This is a genomic window from Veillonellaceae bacterium, assembly GCA_012523975.1.
Taxonomy (GTDB): Bacteria; Bacillota; Negativicutes; order JAAYSF01; family JAAYSF01; genus JAAYSF01.
Genome location: JAAYSF010000038.1, coordinates 35,529 through 58,512, shown reverse-complemented (window position 1 = coordinate 58,512; position 22,984 = coordinate 35,529). Strand labels below are relative to the sequence as shown.

General features: G+C 42.2%; 22 protein-coding genes and 1 other annotated feature. Of the genes, 8 read left to right on the top strand and 14 right to left on the bottom strand.

Going from position 1 to position 22,984, the window contains the following annotated elements:
- Window positions 1-56 precede the first annotated feature (56 nt).
- The gene (locus GX348_05005; protein NLP41547.1) at window positions 57-959 is read right to left on the bottom strand and encodes a LysR family transcriptional regulator; all 903 of its coding nucleotides are present in this window, start codon (window positions 957-959) and stop codon (window positions 57-59) included.
- A gap of 170 nt (window positions 960-1,129) precedes the next feature.
- On the opposite strand from GX348_05005, the gene GX348_05000 reads away from it, so the two are divergent.
- The 4 genes from GX348_05000 to GX348_04985 all read left to right on the top strand — a co-directional run bounded on the left by GX348_05000 (window position 1,130) and on the right by GX348_04985 (window position 5,598).
- Window positions 1,130-2,515: an NAD(P)/FAD-dependent oxidoreductase gene (locus tag GX348_05000; GenBank protein NLP41546.1), complete on the top strand. Its 1,386-nt coding sequence runs from the start codon at window positions 1,130-1,132 to the stop codon at window positions 2,513-2,515.
- Between the two features lie 177 nt (window positions 2,516-2,692).
- Window positions 2,693-3,112 carry a hemerythrin family protein gene (locus GX348_04995; protein ID NLP41545.1) on the top strand — a complete coding sequence of 140 codons (420 nt, stop codon included), beginning with the start codon at window positions 2,693-2,695 and terminating at the stop codon, window positions 3,110-3,112.
- Between the two features lie 16 nt (window positions 3,113-3,128).
- On the top strand, window positions 3,129-3,551 hold the full coding sequence (locus GX348_04990; GenBank protein NLP41544.1) for an acyl-CoA thioesterase: 423 nt from the start codon (window positions 3,129-3,131) through the stop codon (window positions 3,549-3,551).
- 421 nt (window positions 3,552-3,972) lie between these two features.
- The gene (locus GX348_04985) at window positions 3,973-5,598 is read left to right on the top strand and encodes an L-lactate permease (GenBank protein NLP41543.1); all 1,626 of its coding nucleotides are present in this window, start codon (window positions 3,973-3,975) and stop codon (window positions 5,596-5,598) included.
- Window positions 5,599-5,913: 315 nt separating this feature from the next.
- On the opposite strand, the gene GX348_04980 is transcribed toward GX348_04985, so the two are convergent.
- The 3 genes from GX348_04980 to GX348_04970 form a co-directional block, all read right to left on the bottom strand.
- On the bottom strand, window positions 5,914-7,080 hold the full coding sequence (locus GX348_04980) for an aminotransferase class I/II-fold pyridoxal phosphate-dependent enzyme (GenBank protein ID NLP41542.1): 1,167 nt from the start codon (window positions 7,078-7,080) through the stop codon (window positions 5,914-5,916).
- The gene (locus GX348_04975; GenBank protein ID NLP41541.1) at window positions 7,077-7,556 is read right to left on the bottom strand and encodes an Lrp/AsnC family transcriptional regulator; all 480 of its coding nucleotides are present in this window, start codon (window positions 7,554-7,556) and stop codon (window positions 7,077-7,079) included. The genes GX348_04980 and GX348_04975 overlap by 4 nt, the downstream gene beginning before the upstream one ends.
- Before the next feature lie 46 nt (window positions 7,557-7,602).
- Window positions 7,603-7,821 (bottom strand) — a binding site (T-box leader).
- Between the two features lie 122 nt (window positions 7,822-7,943).
- Entirely contained in the window at window positions 7,944-9,038 is a 1,095-nt protein-coding gene (locus GX348_04970) for an HD-GYP domain-containing protein (GenBank protein NLP41540.1), read from the bottom strand.
- A 210-nt stretch (window positions 9,039-9,248) separates the two neighbouring features.
- Between GX348_04970 and speD the strand changes: the two genes are divergently transcribed.
- Window positions 9,249-10,025 carry an adenosylmethionine decarboxylase gene (speD, locus tag GX348_04965; GenBank protein NLP41539.1) on the top strand — a complete coding sequence of 259 codons (777 nt, stop codon included), beginning with the start codon at window positions 9,249-9,251 and terminating at the stop codon, window positions 10,023-10,025.
- On the opposite strand, the gene GX348_04960 is transcribed toward speD, so the two are convergent.
- Window positions 10,022-10,918: a LysR family transcriptional regulator gene (locus GX348_04960; GenBank protein NLP41538.1), complete on the bottom strand. Its 897-nt coding sequence runs from the start codon at window positions 10,916-10,918 to the stop codon at window positions 10,022-10,024. The genes speD and GX348_04960 overlap by 4 nt on opposite strands.
- A gap of 100 nt (window positions 10,919-11,018) precedes the next feature.
- On the opposite strand from GX348_04960, the gene GX348_04955 reads away from it, so the two are divergent.
- The gene (locus GX348_04955) at window positions 11,019-14,795 is read left to right on the top strand and encodes a phosphoribosylformylglycinamidine synthase (GenBank protein ID NLP41537.1); all 3,777 of its coding nucleotides are present in this window, start codon (window positions 11,019-11,021) and stop codon (window positions 14,793-14,795) included.
- 9 nt (window positions 14,796-14,804) lie between these two features.
- On the opposite strand, the gene GX348_04950 is transcribed toward GX348_04955, so the two are convergent.
- The 5 genes from GX348_04950 to GX348_04930 form a co-directional block, all read right to left on the bottom strand.
- On the bottom strand, window positions 14,805-15,557 hold the full coding sequence (locus tag GX348_04950; protein NLP41536.1) for a hypothetical protein: 753 nt from the start codon (window positions 15,555-15,557) through the stop codon (window positions 14,805-14,807).
- A gap of 166 nt (window positions 15,558-15,723) precedes the next feature.
- On the bottom strand, window positions 15,724-16,038 hold the full coding sequence (locus tag GX348_04945; GenBank protein ID NLP41535.1) for a hypothetical protein: 315 nt from the start codon (window positions 16,036-16,038) through the stop codon (window positions 15,724-15,726).
- 145 nt (window positions 16,039-16,183) lie between these two features.
- Window positions 16,184-16,321, bottom strand: a complete 138-nt coding sequence (locus GX348_04940; GenBank protein NLP41534.1) for a hypothetical protein — start codon at window positions 16,319-16,321, stop codon at window positions 16,184-16,186.
- A gap of 155 nt (window positions 16,322-16,476) precedes the next feature.
- Window positions 16,477-16,707: a hypothetical protein gene (locus tag GX348_04935; protein ID NLP41533.1), complete on the bottom strand. Its 231-nt coding sequence runs from the start codon at window positions 16,705-16,707 to the stop codon at window positions 16,477-16,479.
- Between the two features lie 391 nt (window positions 16,708-17,098).
- Entirely contained in the window at window positions 17,099-17,437 is a 339-nt protein-coding gene (locus GX348_04930) for a hypothetical protein (GenBank protein ID NLP41532.1), read from the bottom strand.
- A gap of 272 nt (window positions 17,438-17,709) precedes the next feature.
- On the opposite strand from GX348_04930, the gene GX348_04925 reads away from it, so the two are divergent.
- Window positions 17,710-18,372 carry a hypothetical protein gene (locus GX348_04925; protein ID NLP41531.1) on the top strand — a complete coding sequence of 221 codons (663 nt, stop codon included), beginning with the start codon at window positions 17,710-17,712 and terminating at the stop codon, window positions 18,370-18,372.
- A 92-nt stretch (window positions 18,373-18,464) separates the two neighbouring features.
- Here GX348_04925 and GX348_04920 read toward each other — a convergent pair whose 3' ends face one another.
- Window positions 18,465-18,644 carry a hypothetical protein gene (locus GX348_04920; GenBank protein NLP41530.1) on the bottom strand — a complete coding sequence of 60 codons (180 nt, stop codon included), beginning with the start codon at window positions 18,642-18,644 and terminating at the stop codon, window positions 18,465-18,467.
- An 86-nt stretch (window positions 18,645-18,730) separates the two neighbouring features.
- On the opposite strand from GX348_04920, the gene GX348_04915 reads away from it, so the two are divergent.
- Window positions 18,731-19,228, top strand: a complete 498-nt coding sequence (locus GX348_04915; GenBank protein ID NLP41529.1) for a hypothetical protein — start codon at window positions 18,731-18,733, stop codon at window positions 19,226-19,228.
- 84 nt (window positions 19,229-19,312) lie between these two features.
- On the opposite strand, the gene GX348_04910 is transcribed toward GX348_04915, so the two are convergent.
- The 3 genes from GX348_04910 to GX348_04900 form a co-directional block, all read right to left on the bottom strand.
- On the bottom strand, window positions 19,313-19,786 hold the full coding sequence (locus GX348_04910; protein ID NLP41528.1) for a hypothetical protein: 474 nt from the start codon (window positions 19,784-19,786) through the stop codon (window positions 19,313-19,315).
- Window positions 19,787-19,899: 113 nt separating this feature from the next.
- Window positions 19,900-21,471, bottom strand: coding sequence for a DUF3369 domain-containing protein (locus tag GX348_04905; protein ID NLP41527.1), 1,572 nt, complete (start codon window positions 21,469-21,471; stop codon window positions 19,900-19,902).
- Window positions 21,468-22,910, bottom strand: coding sequence for a hypothetical protein (locus GX348_04900; GenBank protein ID NLP41526.1), 1,443 nt, complete (start codon window positions 22,908-22,910; stop codon window positions 21,468-21,470). Before GX348_04900 ends, GX348_04905 begins: the two co-directional genes overlap by 4 nt.
- Window positions 22,911-22,984: the final 74 nt, after the last annotated feature.

Below are 22,984 nucleotides of genomic sequence, written 5' to 3'. Positions count from 1 at the left end.
AGGCCGTAAGGCCCCCGGATTTTTACTATTCAGAATTTCAGCAGTCCAATATTCCCTCAATTTATTTTATAGTTAATGCCAAGCAGCGAACTAGTGAACTTGATCCATTCCTTAACAGCAAACGGGATATATTTATCCTTCTTCCAAATAATCGCCAAATCCCAGTATATAATTGGGTCAACAAGGGGAATGCTTTTTATACGCTTAGGGTCAAGATCGCGGCAGATGGTTGTCGGCAACAAAGCCACGCCAAGCTTAGCAGCGACCATTTCCGCAATAAAGTCCCACTGCGAACTTTCGCAGATAGTTTTGGGATAGAAGCCGCGCTCGCTGCAGCGTTCGATTATGGTGTCATGGAGAGAGAAGTCTTCGCGGTAAAAAGCAAGCGGCTCATCTTTTAATTCGACGAGACTAACTTTTGCTTTGGCAGCTAAACGATGATCATTAGGCGTGATAACCATTAACGGTTCTTTGACAAAAGAAAGCATTTCGAAAGCATCTTCTTTAACAATAGGCAGAGCTACGACACCGATATCGAGGCTTCCATCCTCGATGCCGTATTCTACTTGCCTTGAGCCGACTTCAATAAGTTTAATGGTAATGCCGGGGTATTGTTGGTTAAATTTGCCGATAATTTTCGAAAAGAAACTGGCGCCGATCATTGGTGGCAAACCGAACAGAATGTTGCCTGTTTTAAGCTGCATTACATCAGACAGCTCTGATTTTAGATTCTGAAATGAATTTATAATGTGCTGGGCTTCGTGAAGCACTGCTCTGCCGGCATCAGTAAGTTCGATCTGGCGGGTGGTCCGGGAAAATAACCGAACTCCGAGTTCTTCTTCGAGTACCTTAATCATTTTGCTAATTGACGGCTGCGAAATATGCAATGCTTGAGCAGCCTTGGTAAAGTTACGATGGCGGGCAACTTCAATAAAGTATACCAAATGATGGATATCCATTGATACTTAATCCTCCGGTAAGTGGTTTTCACTATGTAGTATTTATAAAACTTCTTACCATAATACTAGAATATCCTATTTTTAGCTATATACATACTAAGAGAAATGAAGTATAATGTCGCTTGGCTTTGATTTTTTCTAATAATGTTTCACGAAAGGGTGTTGCCAGGATGAATAAAAAGTATGACGTAGCTATTATCGGTGGTGGGCCGGCAGGTATTTTTGCTGCGTATGAACTTGCGGCTAAACAGCCAAATGCCAGCATTATTCTAATTGAAGAGGGACGTGATATTCACACCCGCAGGTGCCCAATCGCCGAAAAGAAAGTTGCTCAATGTATAAAATGCCATCCCTGCAGCATTATGCGTGGTTTTGGCGGCGCAGGAGCCTTTTCGGACGGCAAGTATAATTTTACTACTGAATATGGCGGTTGGCTTAATGAATATCTTTCGGATAATGAAGTCTTGGATTTAATAGACTATGTTGATAAAATAAATATGCAGTATGGCGCGCCCTCGGAGGTATTCAGCAGCAAGAACCACGGTTTGTCCCGACAGGCGCTTGCTTATGACCTTCATCTTCTTGAGGCTAAGGTTCGCCATTTAGGAACGGAAAACAATCTAACCATCATGAAGCATATTTATGAGCACTTAAAAGAAAAAGTAACAATGGTTTATAACCAGCGTGTTACCAAAATAAATATTGGTGACAACGAATTTTCCTTAGACTTTGAGGGGGTCAAGGAAGCGGTTGTCTGCAGCTATCTGATTGCCGCGCCTGGACGGGCCGGCTCGGAATGGTTTGCTGGCCAGTGTCGTGAATTAGGTCTGCAGCTTTTTAATAATCAGGTGGACGTCGGAGTAAGGGTCGAGATACCGGCCGACGTTTTTAAGCATATAACTGATGAAGTTTATGAAGCTAAGCTAGTTTATCGTACTAAACAATATGGTGATCTTGTTCGAACCTTCTGCATGAATCCCAAGGGCTATGTAGTTGCCGAGAATACTGATGGGATTATTACCGTCAATGGTCATAGCTATCGTGATGAGAAGCTCCACAGCAAAAATACTAATTTTGCGCTATTGGTGAGCAATAGATTTACTGAACCATTTAACGAACCGCATCAATATGGCAAACGGATTGCCTCTTTCTCCAACATGTTAGGCGGTGGCGTACTGGTGCAGCGCTTCGGCGATTTAATTAAGGGACGCCGTACGAATGAGCATCGCATGGCCCAAAGCTTTACTAAACCTACCTTAAAAGCTACGCCCGGCGATTTGAGTCTGGTGCTGCCTAAGCGTCATCTGGATAATATTATTGAGATGATCTATGCCCTTAATAAGATTGCTCCGGGCATGGCCAATGATGATACTTTGCTGTATGGTGTTGAAGTTAAGTTTTATAGTTCACGCCTCAAGCTCAGTAACAAACTGGAAACCGCAATTCCAAATATGTTCGCCATCGGCGATGGCGCCGGCGTAACGCGCGGACTGTCGCAGGCGAGCGCCAGCGGAGTATATGCTGCTCGTACTATAATTGAGCGAATGACTATGTAATAATTACACCGAGAGTTGCCGCGCAGGTTATATAGACATTGCGCGGCATTCTCGGTTTTTTCTATTAAATGGGACTTCTCTTGCAGGAATATATCTATATTTAGCGAAAGCAGTAAGCACGAATATTGTATACATACGGCTATCATAAACTGGTAGCTGCAGTAAGGGGATGAATGTATGTTTGACTGGAAACCGGAATATAATCTAAACATTGCTGAGATTGATAAGCAGCATAAACGACTGTTTGAATTAGCCGGGCAATTATATGACATAGCTAAAGCTAAAGATGGATATGATTATTATGATGAAATAAACAGGATTTTTGGAGAATTGCGTGATTATACGGTGTATCATTTCGGCTATGAGGAGAAATTATTGGCGCAGTACGGTTATGACGACCAGGAAACCAAGCTTCACAAACTGGAACATGGCGGCTTCGTTAATAAGATAATCCAGGTTAGTAAACAGGACCTTGATAAGAATGAAAAACAGATTCTGCTGGATGTTATAATGTTTGCTGTCAATTGGATTGAAAAACACATTTTGCATACTGATAAAAAATACAGCGAGTTTTTAAACTCCAAAGGGGTTTACTAAGGATAAGGAGATACATATGGAGGTTAAATCATTTATTATTCACCATTTGGTAAAGGGAGCCGACCTTAATCATCATGGTACACTGTATGCGGGAAGAGGCGCGGAATGGCTGGTAGAAGCCGGATTTGTCGCTGCCTCTAGCTTAACATCGACTGAAAGCACAGTATGCTTAAAAATTCATGGTATGACTTTTACCAGACCGGTTAAGAAAGGAAGCCTCCTTAAGTATGAGAGCAGGGTTGTATATGCCGGCCGAACAAGTCTGATATCCTATGTTAAGGTAACAATGGCTCAAACTGATGAATTTGTTGTGGATGGCTTTCTGACCTTCATACATGTCGATGAGAGCGGCAAGGCTACGCCGCATGGCTTAATCGTTGATCCGGTTTCAGCAGAGGAAATAGAACTCTATGAGAAGGCAAAATCCTTTAAAAATTAATAAGTGTGAAATAAGCAAACGACTTGGCGCAGGCCAAGTCGTTTGCTTATTGAAATCTTTCAAATAATCCAGGAAATATTTTACTCTTAGCGCAGCCTTATACCTGAGTTCGTGCTCCTAAATGCTCACAACGCTAGATTTCATCAATACCTATCGATTCCTTCCTGGCAATATATTATATTTAACTATAAATGGTATGAATAATTGACATAAGTGTAAGGGAGGACATTTTGGAATTGTCGGATAATTATGTACTGTGAAAAAATAAACAATATTGCTATAAAGTATGGTAATTTGGCGAAATGTGATAAATGACGTTTGCGGCTTCCTTGGAACATTCTAGGATATTAAAGGAGGTGATGAAAGAACTCCGAGGTTAAGCCGATTAAAAAAATAAGATATTCCAGAGGAGGGGACAGGTTTGGATGCTTTATTTGCTGCAATACCCTTAATCGTATTTTTGATTGGTCTTCCTGTTTTAATGAAACCAGCGGTGAAAGTAGCACCGGTTGCATGGTTAGTAACAGTTTTAATTGCTATTTTTTATTTTGGATTCCCCGCGCAGGTAACGTTGTTAGCAGCGCTGCAAGGTGCAATTACCGGTATATTCCCGATAATGTATATCCCTTTTGGGGCAATTATTGTTTACAATGTTCTTAAAGCTACCGGCTGGATGGACAAGATGCAGAATGCAATGTCCTCGATTACCATTGACCGTCGGGCGCAAGCTCTGTTAATAGGCTACGGATTCAGCGCTTTCCTCGAAGGTATTTGCGGTTTCGGATCGCCTGTTGCAATTCCGGCCAGTATCTTAGTAGGCCTTGGTTATGATCCGCTGATGGCAGCGTTGGTATGTTTGGTGGCCAATACCGGACCGGTTCCGTTTGGTTCACTGGCTATTCCGACTGATACACTGGCGCTAACAACTCAGCTTGACTTCATGAAACTGTCGCAAATGACCGGTCGTTTAATGCCGATAATGGCCTTCATCATGACTTTCGCCACTGTCTTTGTAATGTCAGGCGTTAAAGGCATGAAAGGTATTATGCCGGCTATCCTTATTACCGGTTTGAGCTTTTCAATCGTAGAGTTCCTGGTTGCTAACCTGCTTGGTGCAACCCTTGCCAGTATTTTAGGTGCGCTCGTTTGCTTAGGCGTACTTGGCTTCTATCTCTATACCCGTAAAGAAACTGAAGTTTGGCTCTTCCCTGGTGAAAGTGCTGCTGCAACCGGCAGTGCCCATACCCTCAATTTTAAAGAGCTGGGCTTATCCTGGCTTCCATATATCCTGTTAGCCCTTCTGGTTATCGCAGTTAACCTGCCCGGAACTAAACCAATCTTTGCCGGAAAAGTTGCCGGTACCGAGTGGATGCTGATTAAGGCGCAAATCTACAACCCGAATAAGGTTTATGCCTTCACTTGGCTGCAAAGCCCTGGTACCATTACAATTATCGCAGGTCTGATTGCATTCCAATTCATGGGTATCCGGTTCAGCGATTTTACCAAACAAATTGGTATCACTTTCAAACAAATGGTGCCAGCCTTCATAACTGTAGCCTGTATTCTGTCGATCTCTGAGGTTATGAACCTGACTCTGCCGATCATTGATCTTAAATCTAAAGCTGTCGTTTGGGCAACTGCTAGTGGGGCGGCGCAGCCGTCGATGATTGCTGTAATGTCGAAAAGCCTTGTAGCGGCAATTGATAAGGAAGTCATGCCGTTCCTCAGCCCGGCGATTGGTGCCCTTGGGGTATTTGTCACCGGCAGTAACACTTCAGCCAATGCGCTGTTCGGCAACCTGCAAACACTGACTGCTCAAGGTCTTGGCTTATCTGATGTTCTGATGGCTTCAGCTGGCAACGCCGGCGCTTCGGCAGGTAAAATGATTTCCCCGCAAAGTATCGTTATCGCGGCTACCGCTGTTGGTCTGATGGGTAAGGAAGGTGTAATCATGCGCAAGACTATCAAGTTTGCAATCCCGTATGCACTCTTCCTTGGCGTGTTAGTATACCTCTATCAGTTCGTATTCCCAGGCTTGATTCCCTAAAGGTTAAAACATAGAAGGCGCCCACAATATGGGCGCCTTTTTAAATGGAGGTATTTACTTAGCCTATGAGGTAGTTGTTACTTTTTGGCATTGCCTAAAAAAGGTAACCAAAAAGGCCAGGCCCTCTTCCAAAAACCTCGGAACGGTTTTTTCCATAATGGGCCGAAAGATACGGAGTACGGGGATCGATTAAACGAACCGGCCTTTTAAGCGTTACCCCGGTCATACTCTTACGGAACATTACGGAAGCCGCTGTAGGATAGGTCCTTGATTTTTTGGTGCTTTTTTATCAAGAAAAAAGCACGGCTGAGCGGTTTATAGATGCTTCTTTACAAATTTCTCAATGCGTTCGAGGGCTTCGAGGAGGTTGGCGGTTGAGGTGGCATAGGAGCAGCGGACATAGCCTTCGCCGCAATCGCCAAAGGCATTGCCAGGGACAAGAGCTACTTTTTGGTCTTTTAATAACTGTTCGGCGAACTCAAGTGAGGAAAGCCCGGTGCTTTTAATACTGGGGAAGATGTAGAAGGCGCCTTTGGGTTCGAAACAGGTCAGTCCCATACCACGGAAGCCTTCAAGCATCAGGCGGCGGCGGCTATTGTATTCGGCTACCATCTTTTTCATGCTTCTTTCGCCGTTTTGCAGGGCCTCAATAGCGGCAATTTGGGCCGTTACAGGAGCGCATAACATTGTGTATTGATGAATCTTGGTCATAGCACCGATAAAATCCGGGTTTGATAGAGCATAGCCGATTCGCCAGCCGGTCATGGCATATGCTTTGGAGAAACCGTTAAGCAGGATAGTGCGGTCACGCATTCCCGGCAAGCTGGAAAAACATATATGATCCCCCTCATATGTGAGATCACCGTAAATTTCGTCAGAGATAACAATAAGATCATGTCTGACAGCAAAGTCGGCAATTGCCTCAAGCTCTGTACGGGTTAGGATCGCCCCGGTCGGATTACTAGGATATCCGATTAATAATGCTTTGGTTCTAGGACTGACGAGCTTTTCCAACTGTTCAACAGTGACTCTGAATTCATTTTCAATATAAGTTGGGACGGGTACTGGTGTGCCGCCCGCTAAAGTGACACAAGCTTTATACGATACATAACAAGGCTCGGGAATTAGTACTTCTTCCCCCGGAGCAAGAATAGCGCGCATCGCCAAATCAAGAGCCTGACTGACGCCGACTGTAACCAGTATTTCTTGCCGCGGATCATAGCTTACATTATATTGATTTTTAAAAAGCTTGGCGATTTCCTGTCTTAGTTCAAGCAGGCCGTAGTTTGATGTATATGCGGTATAACCGCGCTGAAGGCCATAAACACAGCTTTCGCGAATGTGCCAAGGGGTAACAAAATCGGGTTCGCCTACTCCCAGTGATACAACGCCTTTCATTTCGGCAACGATATCAAAAAACCGTCTAATGCCCGATGTCGGCATTGCTGCTACTGTTGGCGCTATTTTATCACTGAAGCTCATGGTGACACCACCAATCTGCGATCTTCTTCTTTATCTTCAATGATAACTCCGTCTTCTTTATACTTCTTCAACATGAAATTGGAGGTAGTGCTGACAACTCCTTCGATTGTCGCCAGTTTAGTCGAAACAAATTCAGCCACCTCTTTGAGGGTGCTGCCTTCGACTATTACCTGTAAATCGTAGGTTCCAGACATTAGATACAAGCTGCGAACTTCGGGGAATCTGTAAATGCGTTCGGCTATGGCATCAAAGCCTACTTCACGCTGCGGCGTGATACGGACTTCGATGAGGGCAGTGACGATATTGGCACCTGCTTTTTCCCAGTTAATAATAGTTTGATACTTAACAATTATTTTGTCGTCTTCGAGCTGCTTGATGGAGGCGACTATCTCTTCTTCGGGCTTGCCCAAAATTGCAGCAAGCTGTTTTGTAGTTAAAGTATGATTTTGTTCCAAAAGTTCTAGTAGTTCTTTCATTTAACACCCTCCTTTAAATTAATCGAAATAAAAAGTCCCGTCCTTTGAAAAGGACGGGACAAAAACCCGCGGTACCACCTAAATTAGCCTCGACGGCTCACTCTTCCTATTAACGCTAGGCTGCGGCTCAGCTTATAACATGCAAATGCGTGTTTTCAGCTGGCGGCTCCAAGGCGGCCTACACGATAACCTCCCGCCGGCTTGCACCTTACCCGGCTCTCTGAAGAAAGACTAATTCATGTATTTTCCCTATCATTGCCTTTTAATATTAAGCTAATATTATGTTAGCACAGCCGATAAATTAATTCAAGCTTAACGAGCGGTAAAGCTGCAATATTCTGAATGGTAATAACTAGTGCTGTAGCCTACTGTACTGCAGGAATATTTTTATACCAGTTTCAAATCTACGAGATCTTTTTCTGACAAAACCGAATCAACGACAATCGTCAGTTCGGCGGTGAGATCTAACTCGTAAGGCTGGGCAAGCAATTTACAATCAGTATCGGTTATGACCTTAACAATCGGCCGGGTGGGAAGTTTCGAGATAACATTGGTGACAACCCCAATTTCACCGGAATTAAGGGCAATAAAACTGCCAATCGGATATAGAGCAATATTACCGAGGAAGGTTGTCAAAATATCAGGGTCAAAATGGATATCCGACAGGGCAACGACAAGCTCATAGGCATCATGGGCCGGCATGCAGCTGCGGTAGGGGCGGTCAGCTGTTACAGCGTCATAAACGTCTGCGATTGAGACGATTTTGGCAAATTCATGAATGTGATCGCCGTCTAGACCACGGGGATAGCCGCTGCCATTTTGCTTCTCGTGATGCTGAAAAGCTACATGGGCGGCAAGGAGCGGAATTTGCTCAATTTGTTTGCGCAAAACATTAAAACCTGTTTCGGTATGTTTGCGCATTACCGCCATCTCATCATCGGTTAGATGGCTAGGCTTATTTAGAATTTCAAGTGGCACGAAGGCTTTGCCGACATCATGCAGGAGCGCACCTAGCGCTAGAGTTTGCAGCTTTGACTTGCTGTAGCCTAACTGCAGCCCGGTTACTGTTGAAAGAATGCAAACATTCACTGAGTGTCCAAAAGTATAGTTATCGTATGTTCTAATATCAGTAAGGTGTACCAGCGCCTGGCGATTTGTTATAACCTCATCAACGATACTTTTGGCAGCTTGTTCAAACTGCTCAATCTTGATGGAGGCAGTTGACTTGAGGTCATCAAAGGATTTTTGCATAAGCGAGACTGCTTTTTTTCTTGTCTCTTCTTGGATAATCTCAGGTATTTCGATATCATCAAGGTAGCTGTTTTTTATATAAATTGAGCCTAAGCCATTTTTTTTTAACCGGTTAATAAAGGCTTCAGTCAAAACCGTTCCAGTGTTTAGTAGCAGGCGACCATCGCTGCCATAAATATGCCGTCCAACAACCATTCCCGGCCGAAGGTTGGCTAAAGACATCTTTTGCATAATTCCTCCGCCATTTAAACAAGGATATTACAATCAATAACTGTAAAAATTTTCGACGTTTTCCACCAAAAACCTTTTTTATCTAGCCAGCTCTTACCTATTTTCATGTTGCAGGTAAATGTCAATCATTGTAGAATAACATTTATTACTATAGTAATAATATTAAGTTGAGAACTCTACCAAAAGATTTAGATAAGTAAGGTGAACCCGATGGAAATAAAACAAATTGACAAACTAAAACTCTATGGTTTTAATAATTTGACAAAGACGCTGAGCTTTAATATGTATGACATTTGTTACGCAATTACACCGCAGCATCGTAAGGAATACATCGAATATATCGATGAAGAGTACGACGCCGATCGCCTAACGGGGATACTTGAGGAAGTTGCGCACATGATCGGCGCAAACATCCTCAACATTGCAAAACAGGATTACGAGCCACAGGGGGCCAGTGTTACTATGCTCATTTCAGAAGAGGGTATTGAGCCCTGTTCTGACGCCGTAGTTGCTCATCTTGACAAGAGCCACATTACTGTCCATACCTATCCGGAAAGTCATCCTTATAAAGGTATCAGTACTTTTCGGGCTGATATAGATGTATCAACCTGTGGTGAAATTTCGCCGTTAAAGGCGCTTAATTTTTTAATTAATAGTTTTTGCTCCGATATTGTAATTGCTGACTATCGGGTGCGCGGCTTTACCCGTGATGTAAAGGGCCGCAAGTTTTTTATTGATCACAAAATAAACTCTATTCAAAATTTTATTGCCCAACGGACTCGCGAGCTCTATCACATGATCGATGTTAACATGTATCAGGAAAATATCTTCCACACTAAAATGATCCTGAAAGAGTTTGATCTCGATAATTATCTGTTCGGCACTGAACAACGCGATTTAACCCCTAGTGATAAAAAGAAAATCAAACAGCGGCTGAAAAAGGAGATGGCTGAAATATTCAGCGGTCGCAATATACCTAGGGTTTAAAGGATTTGGTTTTGCAATAATTCAATAAATTTTTGAGCGGCAATAGGAACTGGCATGTGTTTGAGAGTTAGGATCCCTAAGCGGCGCGGCATAATGGCTGCGTTGACTTTAAGGATAAATATCTCACCCAATGCCAGTTCTTTTTGGATGAATTCCTTACTGACAAACGAGATGCCTAACCCGATTTTTACTAAGTCCAATAACAGATCAACACTGCCTAATTCAAATTCCGGCGTAATGTGAAGTTCATTTTGCTCAAACAACTTATCGAGATATGACCGTGTTACCGAGTGTGGTTCAAGCGCTAATATTGGGTATTCGGTAATATCCTGAAGTGACAGTTCGCTGTTCTGCAAATGCTTATAAGCTGGACCAGCGATAAAGACGTCGTTGATTGTGATAAGCTCAATAATATTTAGCCCTTTCGAGGGTTTAACGGCCGGAATATTGGCGATGCTAATATCAATGCGTCCTTTTAGCAGCAGTTCTGCGCATTTTGAGGACGGCCGGTTAGTAATGCTGATTTTTACTTGCGGATAAAGCTGGTTATAGCGTCTGAGATAAGGTAAAAGGTAGTGGCGGCAGATGGTATCGCTGGCTCCGATTCTAATTTCTCCGCGTTCCAGCGAATGGACCTCTTGCAAATTGCGTTCACCGGTTTTAATAAAGTTAAAGGCTTGTTCGACATGCTTATATAAAAGCTCACCGTCAGGTGTGAGCTTGACCTGCTTAGTATTGCGCATAAAGAGTTTGGTATCTAATTGTTCCTCTAACAGCTTGATGGATTGACTAACCGCTGACTGGGAGATATAAAGCTTAGCGGCAGCGTCGGAAAAGCTTAATTTGGCGGCAACATAATAAAAAACCTTGTATAATTCGAAATTTACATCCATTATAAGCACCTCTTATGTGTGACATTAGTATTATTAATTGTCATTATTAATGCTATTATACTAAAATGAAAGAAAAGACGCTATCGAGGAGGCCCGTGATATGCAAACTATTAGACGCATTTTTGTGGAAAAGAAAGCTGGGTTTGATGTTGAAGCTCGCAGTTTATATGCTGATCTCAAAGAAAATCTTGGCATAGCAGGATTGACCGGCGTTCGGATTGTAAACCGCTATGACGTGGCCGGTCTTGATAATGAGGAATATAATAAGGCCCGTAATATCATTTTTGCTGAACCCCCAGTTGATAATGTATACGATGAAGAACTGCCTGTGGACAAGTATGCAGCCATCTTTGCTATTGAGTATTTACCCGGTCAGTACGACCAACGGGCAGATTCAGCAGCTCAGTGTATCCAGATCCTTACTCAAAAAGACCGGCCGAATGTCATCTCGGCAAAAGTGATAATTCTGTACGGCGTAATGAGCGAGCAGGAGATTATTAAGATTAAGAATTACTGTATCAACCCTGTCGAGGCAAGGGAGGCGGCTTTGGCTAAACCGGCAACCCTTGAGATAAGCCATGAGATTCCGGATAATGTTGAAGTATTAACTGGATTTATCGACAAAACCACTGATCAATTGAAGGTGCTGTATGCTGACCTCAGCCTTGCCATGAGTTTTGCCGACTTTGAATTTTGTCAGCAGTACTTTAAAGAGACTGAAAAACGTGATCCGACAATTACTGAAATTCGCGTAATTGATACTTATTGGTCGGATCATTGCCGTCATACCACCTTTAATACTGTTATCAACAATGTCGAAGTTGCACAAGGGCATTTTACTAAGCCGGTCAAGCGGGTTTATGAGGAATATCTCGATATTCGCCGCGAAATTTACACGTCCCATCACAAAGATATTTGCTTGATGGATATTGCTGTAATCGGCATGAAAGAACTAAAGAAACAGGGCAAGCTGGGTGATTTGGATGAGTCTGATGAAATAAACGCCTGCAGCATTGTTGTTGATGTGGATATCGACGGTCATGGTGAAGAATGGCTGATAATGTTTAAAAATGAAACTCATAATCATCCTACCGAGATTGAACCATTTGGCGGGGCAGCTACCTGCCTTGGCGGCTGTATTCGCGATCCGCTGTCAGGTCGGTCGTATGTTTATCAGGCCATGCGGATTACCGGCAGTGGCGATCCGCGCCGCAAGGTTGAAGATACCTTGCCCGGCAAACTGCCACAGCGGAAGATAACCATCGGTGCTGCCTCCGGTTATAGTTCATACGGTAATCAAATTGGTTTGGCCACTGGACATGTTACGGAGATCTATGACGAAGGCTATATTGCCAAACGCATGGAAATTGGAGCAGTTGTAGCTGCGGCGCCTCGGACCAATGTCGTGAGGGAAGCGCCGGCAGCCGGAGATGTTGTAATCTTAGTTGGCGGTCGGACAGGGCGGGATGGCTGCGGCGGTGCAACTGGTTCTTCGAAAGAGCATACTGAAGAATCGCTGGCATCCTGCGGTTCAGAGGTCCAAAAAGGCAACCCGCCCACTGAGCGGAAAATTCAGCGGCTGTTCCGCAACCCTGAAGCAAGCAGAATGATCAAACGCTGTAACGATTTCGGGGCCGGCGGTGTCTCGGTATCAATCGGTGAACTCACCGATGGCGTGGCAATAAATTTAGATGTTATACCAAAAAAATATGAAGGTTTGGACGGCACGGAGCTAGCAATTTCGGAGTCACAGGAGCGAATGTCAGTTGTCGTTGCCGCTGAAAATGTCGCAAGATTTATTAGTTTAGCCGATGATGAAAATCTTGAGGCAACAGTTGTCGCTGAGGTTACAGCTGAGCCACGCCTTAAGATGATGTGGCGCAACAAAAATATTGTTGATTTAAGCCGTGAATTTCTCAATACCAATGGTGTAAAACAGCAAACTGACGTCTATGTAACGGCGCCTGAACCGACTGCTAATTTCTTTTCCCGCGTTAACCCTGAAATACTCGCTGACGGCAACGATCTGCAAAAAGCCTGGCTGGCTAATCTCCGGGATATTAATGTTTGCAGTCAAAAAGGCTTAATTGAGCGGTTTGATAGCAGCATTGGAGCTGGCACGGTAATTATGCCGTTCGGCGGCAAGCATCAATTAACACCGGCTGAGGGGATGGCGGCAAAGGTTCCGGTATTAAAGGGCGAAACGACTACTGCTACTATTATGACCCACGGGTACGATCCTAAATTAACAACCTGGAGCCCTTTCCATGGTGCGGTGTATGCGGTAGTCGAGGCGGCGGCCAAGGTTGTGGCAATGGGCGGCGATTATCATAAAATTCGCTTGACGCTCCAGGAATATTTTGAAAAGCTCGGTCAGGATAAAAGGAAATGGGGTAAGCCGTTCGGCGCCTTGTTGGGAGCTTTACATGCTCAGCGGCAGCTGGGGATTCCGGCAATTGGCGGTAAAGACAGCATGTCCGGAACCTTTATGGACCTGAATGTGCCGCCTACACTGGTAGCATTTGCTGTAGCAACAGCAAATGCCAAACATATTATTTCACCGGAATTTAAAAAAGCGGACAGCAGGGTTGTGCTAATACCGCTTGAACGCGACGAGTATGAACTGCCTAATTTTGATAAACTGTCGCTGGGTTATGCCAAAATTTTCGAACTGATTGCTGCGGGCAAGGTTTTGGCCGCTCACACCGTTAAGACTGGCGGTATTGCAGCTGCGGTAAGTAAGATGAGTTTCGGCAATAGAATCGGCATGAAATTTGCAGAGGACGTTGCCTGCGATAAATTATTCAGTGCTGATTACGGCTCAATTATTCTTGAGCTTGGCCAAGAAATCGACCTGGGCCAGACGCTGGGTGACATTGAGTACACCCTGCTTGGAACAACTCAATCTGAACCGGTCATATTAATAAATAATTGTACGATAAGCTTAGATGATGCGCTGGCTGCTTGGCAGCAGCCGCTTGAAAAAATTTTTCCGACTCAAACTGAAAAAGTTGTTCCGCAGCCGGCTTATAAGCCATACTATCGCTCACAACCAAGTAAGTCTTCTATAAAATGCGCCAGGCCGCGGGTATTCATCCCGGTTTTCCCCGGTACAAACTGCGAATATGATTCAGCAAAAGCCTTTGAACAGGCTGGGGCGGCTGTCAGCACCCTGGTTGTGCGCAATTTAACGGCAAGCGCCGTTGAAGAATCTGTCGAGAAGATCACCGCCGAGATAAATCAAGCCCAGATTGTTATGCTGCCGGGCGGGTTTAGTGCCGGTGATGAACCTGATGGTTCCGGCAAGTTTATTGCAACCATGTTTAGAAACCCACGAATTAAAGAGGCTATTGACAACCTGCTTAAACAGCGGGACGGTCTGATGCTGGGGATTTGCAACGGATTCCAGGCTCTCATCAAGCTTGGTTTGGTTCCTTACGGTGAAATTGTCGATCTTTCAAGTCAAAGCCCTACTCTTACCTATAACAAGATTGGCCGTCACATATCATGCATGGCTCAGACTAAAATAGTATCAAATCTTTCGCCTTGGCTTAGCAATGTAGATGTTGGTGATATTCATACAATAGCTCTTTCGCATGGCGAGGGACGATTTGTGGCCGATGCTGAGCTTATTGAACAGCTAAGCAGAAACGGACAAATTGCCGCTCAATATGTTGACCTTGATGGCAACCCGAGCAATGATGTTGAGTATAATGCCAATGGCTCTATGTGCGCGATTGAGGCAATAACCAGTCCTGACGGCAGAATTTTAGGTAAAATGGGCCACTCTGAACGGATTGGCGCTAATGTTGCCAAAAACGTACCGGGTTGTAAGGATCAGCAGTTATTTGCGGCCGGTGTAAAATATTTTGGCTAGAATGAATAGTTAGGTTGGTAATAAGTGTGAGCCTCCGGTCTGTTTGGCGTCAGCAACGTCCATCATGAGGCAAGTAGTAAGACGAACATTAGATGGAGATGCGCAGTAGAACTTCAGATGTCTCCAACCATTTGATGAAGACACTTGATAATCTTGTCTATCGGCAGGTCTGCCAGTTAATACGTCAAGCCAAAGTTCTTCATTACCGTATTTAACACGGGAAATCATAATTGGTTTCTTACCAAACAAGCGATACCAGATACCATCGCCAATTATCATATTAGCAAGATACTCGGCATTCTCGCCAAACTGAACAGAGAACAGTTTAGTTGTAGGCATGCTGGTATTACTTGCTTTGTGAACAACGAAAGTTTCGTCACCGGTGAAGACACCATCTCTCAATGTTCCACGAACAAATTTAACATCGGTAGCGGACGCGAGTTCCTCACCGAACTTTTCTACCATGCGATTCCGGGGCATCTTGCTCTCCCCGAAAACTACAGTAACAGTAGTCTCTTTAGTTTTGTAATCGGTTTTGGAATCGATCATAATCGACGAATAAACCAGTTCCATCTTCTTGCCTGCGTAAGTTGCCCGCTCTAAGATAGTGCTTACCTTGCGATCCCGACGCATTCTTTTGGTAGTATACACTTTACCTTGTTTAGCAGCGCGTGCCATCCAAAGTTTACGAGCTTTGGCTTGACGAGAAGCTCTTTCTTTGATATCCTGTACTTGAGAATTGTTGTTGACTGTGTTGGTCATAATTATTCTCCTTTTGACACCTGTTGGCAGCAGGTGTCTCTTATTATTTATAGGATACTTTAGCCATCCCTACAGGCCATCAATGCATGCTCTTTAACGTCCCATGCAAAGGACAAAAAATAAAAAAGACCACGAACTTAATCGTGATCTTAAAATAAGAAATTAATTATTTTGCTATTTTCTCAACTATTGCACTATTATGATTGGTCCGCAATGAAACGCGATCTAATCTTTTTTCTATTCTATTCAGGCTATCACGAACTTGATCGTTCACATCTGCTTGAACCTCTCTAGCATCATACAAAGCACCAAAATGCATGTCCATCTTATTCTCAAGGCGAACAATGTCTGCCCTTGTCGCCATATTCTCTTCGATTTCGTCAAATCGTGTGTTAACTTTGTCAAATCGTGTGTTAACTTCGTCAAACCGTGCTTCCATCTTATCAAGACGTTGAATGATTTTTTTTAATAATTCTTCCATCAAGATCAACTCCTTAATTATTATTATACCACAATCGCTGATGTTTGCATGTTTTAAATCTACTTATTAAAAATAGATCTATCTACTACCTTTGGCTGCCACTTAGTATTACAAGTTCATTGGCTTGGCCAGATCGTGACAATGCTTAATCATTAGATCGTTGCTTGTACTTCACGAGCAATTTAACTGCTTTCTTATCTAAGTCTTTGAACTTGATAACTAACTCTTGGGCTTCCCGTACTACTTGACGGGCACGTTCTAACTTTTCTTTCTTGTTACTCATAGCACGACAGCTCCTTATATGTATTTTCATCGGTTTGATTGCCGACACGATGCTTTAAAGCTGAGTTACACAGCTACCTATATCTAGGCGCATCGGCATCTTTTGTTTATTGTCCGTGATGTCAGGACATGGTATAATAGAGACTGAAGTTGCTCTTATCTACCAAGCGGATTCCAGGTAACTGGACCAGTAGTGATGCTAGTGACATCACAATCAGGAAGAGACGCTCCTAATAAAAGAACGCCGGCAGCGGCTACTGCTAGCGTGATCTTTACAGGGGCGTCTTTTCTTAGCTTCCAACGCTTATCAGATCCAGGAAGCTTAAATCCTTTTTCAGTAGAAACAGTAACCTTTTTAGAAGTGGTGTTAATAGCTAAGTTATTCATAATCAATCTCTCCTTTAAAATTTGACTTTTAATTTTTAGCAGATTAGAATAAAAGAAAAGAGGCGTTTAACGTCCGCCTCCAAGACGCTCCAGCCTATCTGCCTATATAGACAGATACATTGGAGATTGTAATACTAACTGTGCCGTGTAGAGACAGCAACACAATTAGAATTACAAGGATGACCGTCACTGCTGCTACAGTGGCGGTTTTTCTTTTATTCATAGTTGACCTCCTTCCCTTTTTTTAGTAGTGCTTATGCACTCCATACTGCAGCCATACCTAGATAGTACATAGCTACAGAAGCAGAGCATAAAAAAATAAGCAGTTTATTACTGTCGTGCTTAGGACATCTAGTTTGTATTGTTCTTTTATCTTTTGTGCACATAAGACTTAACAATTAAAGGCATTGCTATGAATTTTATATTCATCATTTTTAAGCACATCCATAAAGATAGCATCATCTTCTAAGCGATGATTTACCATCTTAAACATTCTGTTATATACATCTGTGCATACAACAGTTTGTGTACCAGTAGCTGACACTACAGTATTAGCAGCCAATACTAACATTTCTTGAATCTTGTCTTCAGCTTTGATATAACCAATAACACGTTTAGTGTTATTAATTAAGCATGATACCTCTATGCCATGATCATCAATTAATTCAATAACTACAATACCTGCCTTTTTAAGATGAAAAGCTTTAGTTTTGATTTGTGCAATAGTCATAATTATTCTCCTACGTTTAAGGTCCGCGTGACCATAATTTGTTTTGCGTTGAGTGATACCCGGGGGCTAAAAGTTTTACTTACAATCATGAATAAAGTCAAATACATACCGAGACGATCTGAGACATTTTCATTTATAAATAAAAAAACTTTGAAACGACTAGGTTAAAAAATATATAATAAAAATTTTTATTTATAATAAAAAAATGTGAAAACACCTATTCTCGCTCCGTAATATGTCTTTCAAACAGCGAGAAATGGAGTCTTCACAATATGGCAAAAGTAAGACCAAATAAATATACGACAGAATCTTTTAAAAAAAGAGTTTATGAGTTAGTCGGTAACGAATATACTGTCCTTGGTGATTATGTTAAATCTTATAAAAAAATTCTGATGCGACACAACACTTGTGGTCACGAATATGAAGTCATAGCTTCTAACTTTGTCAATATCGGAAATAGATGTCCTAAATGTAATTCAAGAAATAAAGTTTTGGAAGCAGATATTTTTAAAGAGAAAGTATTGAATCAAGTCGGCAATGAGTATTCAGTTCTTGGAGAATACGTAGATGGGGACACCCCTATTTTAATGAGGCACAACATATGTGGAAGAGAATGGATGATACGGCCAACATTTTTTGTCGGTAAAAAACGCAATAGGTGTCCTCGATGCAATCGCGGGAAAGCAACTCTTGAAGACTTGAAGATTAGAGTCAAAAATAAACACAGTGATCGTTTTACTATAATTAGCAATGAATTAAGTCACGGTTACTCCGATGATATTGTTGTTCTCGATAATAACTGCGATCATCAATACTTAGTAAAGGGCAATACACTAGTTAGTAGTAATCCGGTGTGCCCAATCTGCGCTGAAAATAAGAAGAAAGAAAAAGCGGAAATAAATACCGCAATAAATAAAAAATCCCCCACGAAATAAAACAATCGTGAGGGTGCAAAGAACCCCTGACCTACCGTAATATACGATAATGTCAGGGGTTAAATATTTACTGTTGCTAAAATAGCAACGTACTATTTTTTCATTAACATGAGATGTTCTACTAATTTCTCATTAAAAACTATGATAAGTTTGTCATCTCCACAACGAGCGGAACGAACCGGCGGCATACTCGTAGATCCGTCTTTACGTTTTTCATCTGTGGTAGCATTACCAGGGTGCTTAGATTTTTCTTTATTATTAGCATGTCCCATAAATGTACCCCACCCTCTCTTCTCTCAGCAATTATTTTATTTATTATATCACTTATTAATAAAGCAAGGAAGGTAGATTCATAACCATGTCAATCATTGATGATCTCGAAAGAGAAGAACTCGCGATTCGTCGCTTAAAACACCGCAAAAATTATCGTCACTTTCGCGCTCTTAAAGACACTCAGCAGTCATTCGAGGCTAAGGTCTTGGAAGCTGTTGGGACCGATTATATCGTAACAGGAACATATCGTGGTATTAATAATCGCGTTAATATGAAACATGTTACCTGTGGCCACGAGTGGCCAGTATTTCCTCATAATTTTCTCGTTAAAGGTAATCGTTGTCCTAAATGCTTCGGCCGGGGCGCTATCCCTTTAGATACAGAACAGTTAAGAGAAAGAATTCCTAAATTAACCAATGGCGAATATGAGATAGCCGGTGAATACTGTCCTCTTTCCCGCCGGATAAATATTAAACATGTTACCTGCGGTAAGGTCTGGAACGTGTTCGTAAAAAACTTCTTATATAAAGGCACAAGATGTCCAAGCTGTGCCAAGAAACGCAAAGCAAATATTAAAGCTTAAAAAAAAGTAAAAAAGAAAGACTACCATTCTGTGTTATTTTAAATCTATTAACACAAAACGGTAGTCTTTTTCTTTCTTTTTTTGCTATTTAAGTAAATAGCCATATGTTTCAATTAATCTATCTTTAGCCGGACCGTCTTTTGTTAAGGACAACATTTCCAATAACATCTCTTTTGTCGGTACAAAAGATTTAGTCGGAGCCTCAGCGTGTTTAACAGCAGCCGTTTGTTTTCTTGACTTATATAATTCAAGAAATGCAGCTGGATCTGATTTACTATTAATCAGATCAATTTCTTTATCTAAATCTTCACGTAATTTTCTTTCAATCTCTGCGGCCTTTTCTTTTGCCTCTCGTTTTTTCTTACTTTTTGAAAATTGAGCATCTGCCCATTGTTGGCCATAATTTCTCTCAATGCTCCTATACAAATAAGACGGATAATGATTTACATTTTTCATGTTTTTAACATACTCTATCGCATAGTAGATACGAGAATTGTTATATGTTTTAAGAAGATTATCGACAACAATCTCATCCATCTCAAAAGGTTTTTCAAGCATTATTTTTTTTAACTCATTTCTGTCAGGTATTAAAATATAGTCCGTATCAAATAGCGTCCCTTGACAATTATTTAAATATCGTTCTAAATCATGATATTGGACCGGAGGCTCTGTTAGTCCTCGCTTGTTTCATTCATAATTGCAAGGAATTCATCCAGGTTTTTAAATAGTATATCAACCAATTGCGGATCAAAATGTTTACCGCTTTGTTCTTTAATATATAGTAATACTTTATCAATCTGCCAGGCAGGACGGTAAACCCGGTCGCTGCTGAGGGCGTCTAAAACATCGGCAATAGCAGTTATTCGCCCATAAATATGGATATTTTCACCGCAAAGATTATTAGGATACCCGGTGCCGTCAAATTTTTCATGATGTTGAAGGGCTATGATGGCTGCCGTTTTTAAAAGCGGCCGGTTGGAACTGCTAAGAATTTGGTAGCCAATGAGCGAATGGCGTTTGATTACAGCAAATTCTTCAAGCGTAAGCTGACCCGGCTTTTTGAGGATTTTATCCTCGATAGCCAGTTTACCGATATCATGCATTGATGAAGCTAACTGTAGCCGGGAAGCTTCATCTTCGTTTAAACCGTATTTAAGCGCAAACAGCCGGGAATAACGAGCTACTCTTTTTATATGGAGGCCGGTTTCATGCGAGCGATTTTCGGCCATTTCTCCCAAAGTAAAGAGCATTTCCATCTGGTCGTTAGCCAGTTGCTCATTTAGATAAAGGTTATCAAAGGCGGTACTTACGTTATTAAAGAAGACAACTACAAGGTCTTTCTGAATTTTGTTTAAGGTTTGCAGTCCTTCAAGATATATAATGCTTTCTGAGCCGGAATTACTATGGTAATAGCCCAAAAACCGATTGCCGAAATGCATGCTTTCTTTAGCGGTAAAAACGGTATTGAGTTCGTTTAAAATATCCTGAGGCAAAACAGTTTCGATTTTTTCGTTGATATGTTTTTCAAAATCACCGGTTGCAGCCATAATTCGAAAATCGCCGCCGGTATTCGTTGCAGCAAAACCGGAAGTTTGGCAGTATAAAGAATTCTTATTCAGGCCAAGAATAGAAACAAGTTGTCTAAGAACTCCTGATACAAATTTGGTCATTGATTGAACTTTAAAGATTGATGCCGAGGCTTCGATAATTTTTTCCAAGCCCTGGCGGTTAGCATCAATTGTTATTATATCCCGGTAGGCCCGCAGGGCGGCTATTACCGTTGTGAAAAGCTTACGGGCGGTAAGTTCGGTTTTTTCTTTATAATCATTAATATCATACTCGAGAATTACTTTTTCCTCAGGAGCCTGACCTGCTTGGCCAGTCCGAAGTATAATCCTTACAAACGAGTTATTTAATTCTTCGCGAATATAGCGCGCCACTTTTAAACCAGCATCGTCGTCTTCCATTACGACATCAAGCAGAAGAATGGCAGTATCGGGATGTTTCACAATAAGATCGCGCGCTTGAGCTGCCGAGTAACCGCTGATAAATTCAAGCTTCTTTCCCTCAAAGACAAAATGACGAAGGGCTAATTTGGTAACACTATGGACAGCTTCGTCATCATCAATAATCATAATCTTCCAGAAACTATCTGTTTGCGGCTGGAAACTTTCTGTTTCTTCAGCCCATTGAAGTAAGTCATTAGACTGGTCGGCTTCGACTGCCTCCTCCAGGTTGTTCATAAGGTACCTCCATTTTCGGTTGGAATTGTTATAGTAAAGCTTGTTCCTTGATTTGGCCGGCTAGTGCAGCTTATTGATCCTTTAAGGTTTTGGGTGACAATATTGTAAATAATATTAAGCCCTAATCCGGTACCGCCATTGCCTCGACGAGTTGTAAAAAAAGGCTCAAAAATTTTAGGTAAGTGGTTTTCGGGAATGCCGATGCCGTCATCTGAATAAATAAGTGTTAGCTTATCATTTTGGTGGCTTACATCAATTGTGATGGTTCCCTGATTTCCTGACGGATAAGCGTGAACAAGTGTATTTATAATTAGGTTTGTGATAATATGGGAAAAGTCACCAGGATAGCTGTTTAAGTTGATATAATCATCGCATTTGACAATAATATGGTGGTTGGCTTTTTTTAGCTGGGGTCGTAAACTTAAAATTACTGCCCCAATGTATTTCTTGATATTGAAGAATTGTTTGGCATCACTGGAGCGGTCTATCGCTACTTTTTTAAAACTGGATATTAGCTCTGAGGCTCTCCTCAGGTTTATGAGAATAATTTTTATCGCTTCATTAGAAGCAGCAAGATAGCTATCCAGTTCGGATCGTCTTAATGCATTGGCTTTGAACTGTTTAACAATGGCATTGGTTTCCTGTTCCAAATATGAGGCTGCCGTTACACCTGAACCGATAGGAGTATTTATCTCATGAGCAATGCCGGCAACCAGACTGCCTAATGAGGCCAATTTTTCCTGCTGAATAAGATGCTCCTGAGTTTCTTGGAGTTTGGCAAGCGTTTGCTGTAAATCTGAGTTAGCGGCTTCAAACTCCAATACACGACTTTCAAGAGCCTGATTGAGCTGCTTAATTTCACGTTCAGCTTGGCTAAGCATCAAGTTATCACGCGATAAAAGCAGATTATTGTAGGCCATGGCAGAAATTTTTTGGGCTAGCAGCCACAATAAACGAAGAATCTTTTCGAAACGCGGCAGCGGCATATCGCGGGTTTGGTCCAGCGCGTTGGCCAATCCGTCAGGGTCTGCCCCGATTTCCAGAGCGTAAGCCCGAAGATGATCGGCGTCGACTTCACCTGAGTTTATTTGCCCAACTACCCAATTGGCGATATGCTTGTTGTCTACAGTGATAGGTGCGCTAGCATCAATGAAGCCGCAGCTAAGGCACTTCTGATAGGTTGGCACAAGTAATTGATGAGCTTTCGCTCCCATAACTTTGCCGGAATACATACAGTTTTCTAAGCCTTTTTCTGTAGCCCGTACCATGTTGCAGACTTTAGAAAAGTTGCTCGGCTGGGTTATGGGATGTCCGTCCAGATCGGTGATTATCGTCGCTATCCCCAGTGCTTCGGCATAGACATCCTGGATTTCCTGTAGCTCTTCAATGGCTATAAGATCAAGCAAGGTAATATTCTCTAGACCATCGAATTTGTCCAATTTGCGACCTCCTATGAATGTTGTCAACAATTCCGAACTACATAACTATTCTGAATATAATTATACAATAAAGA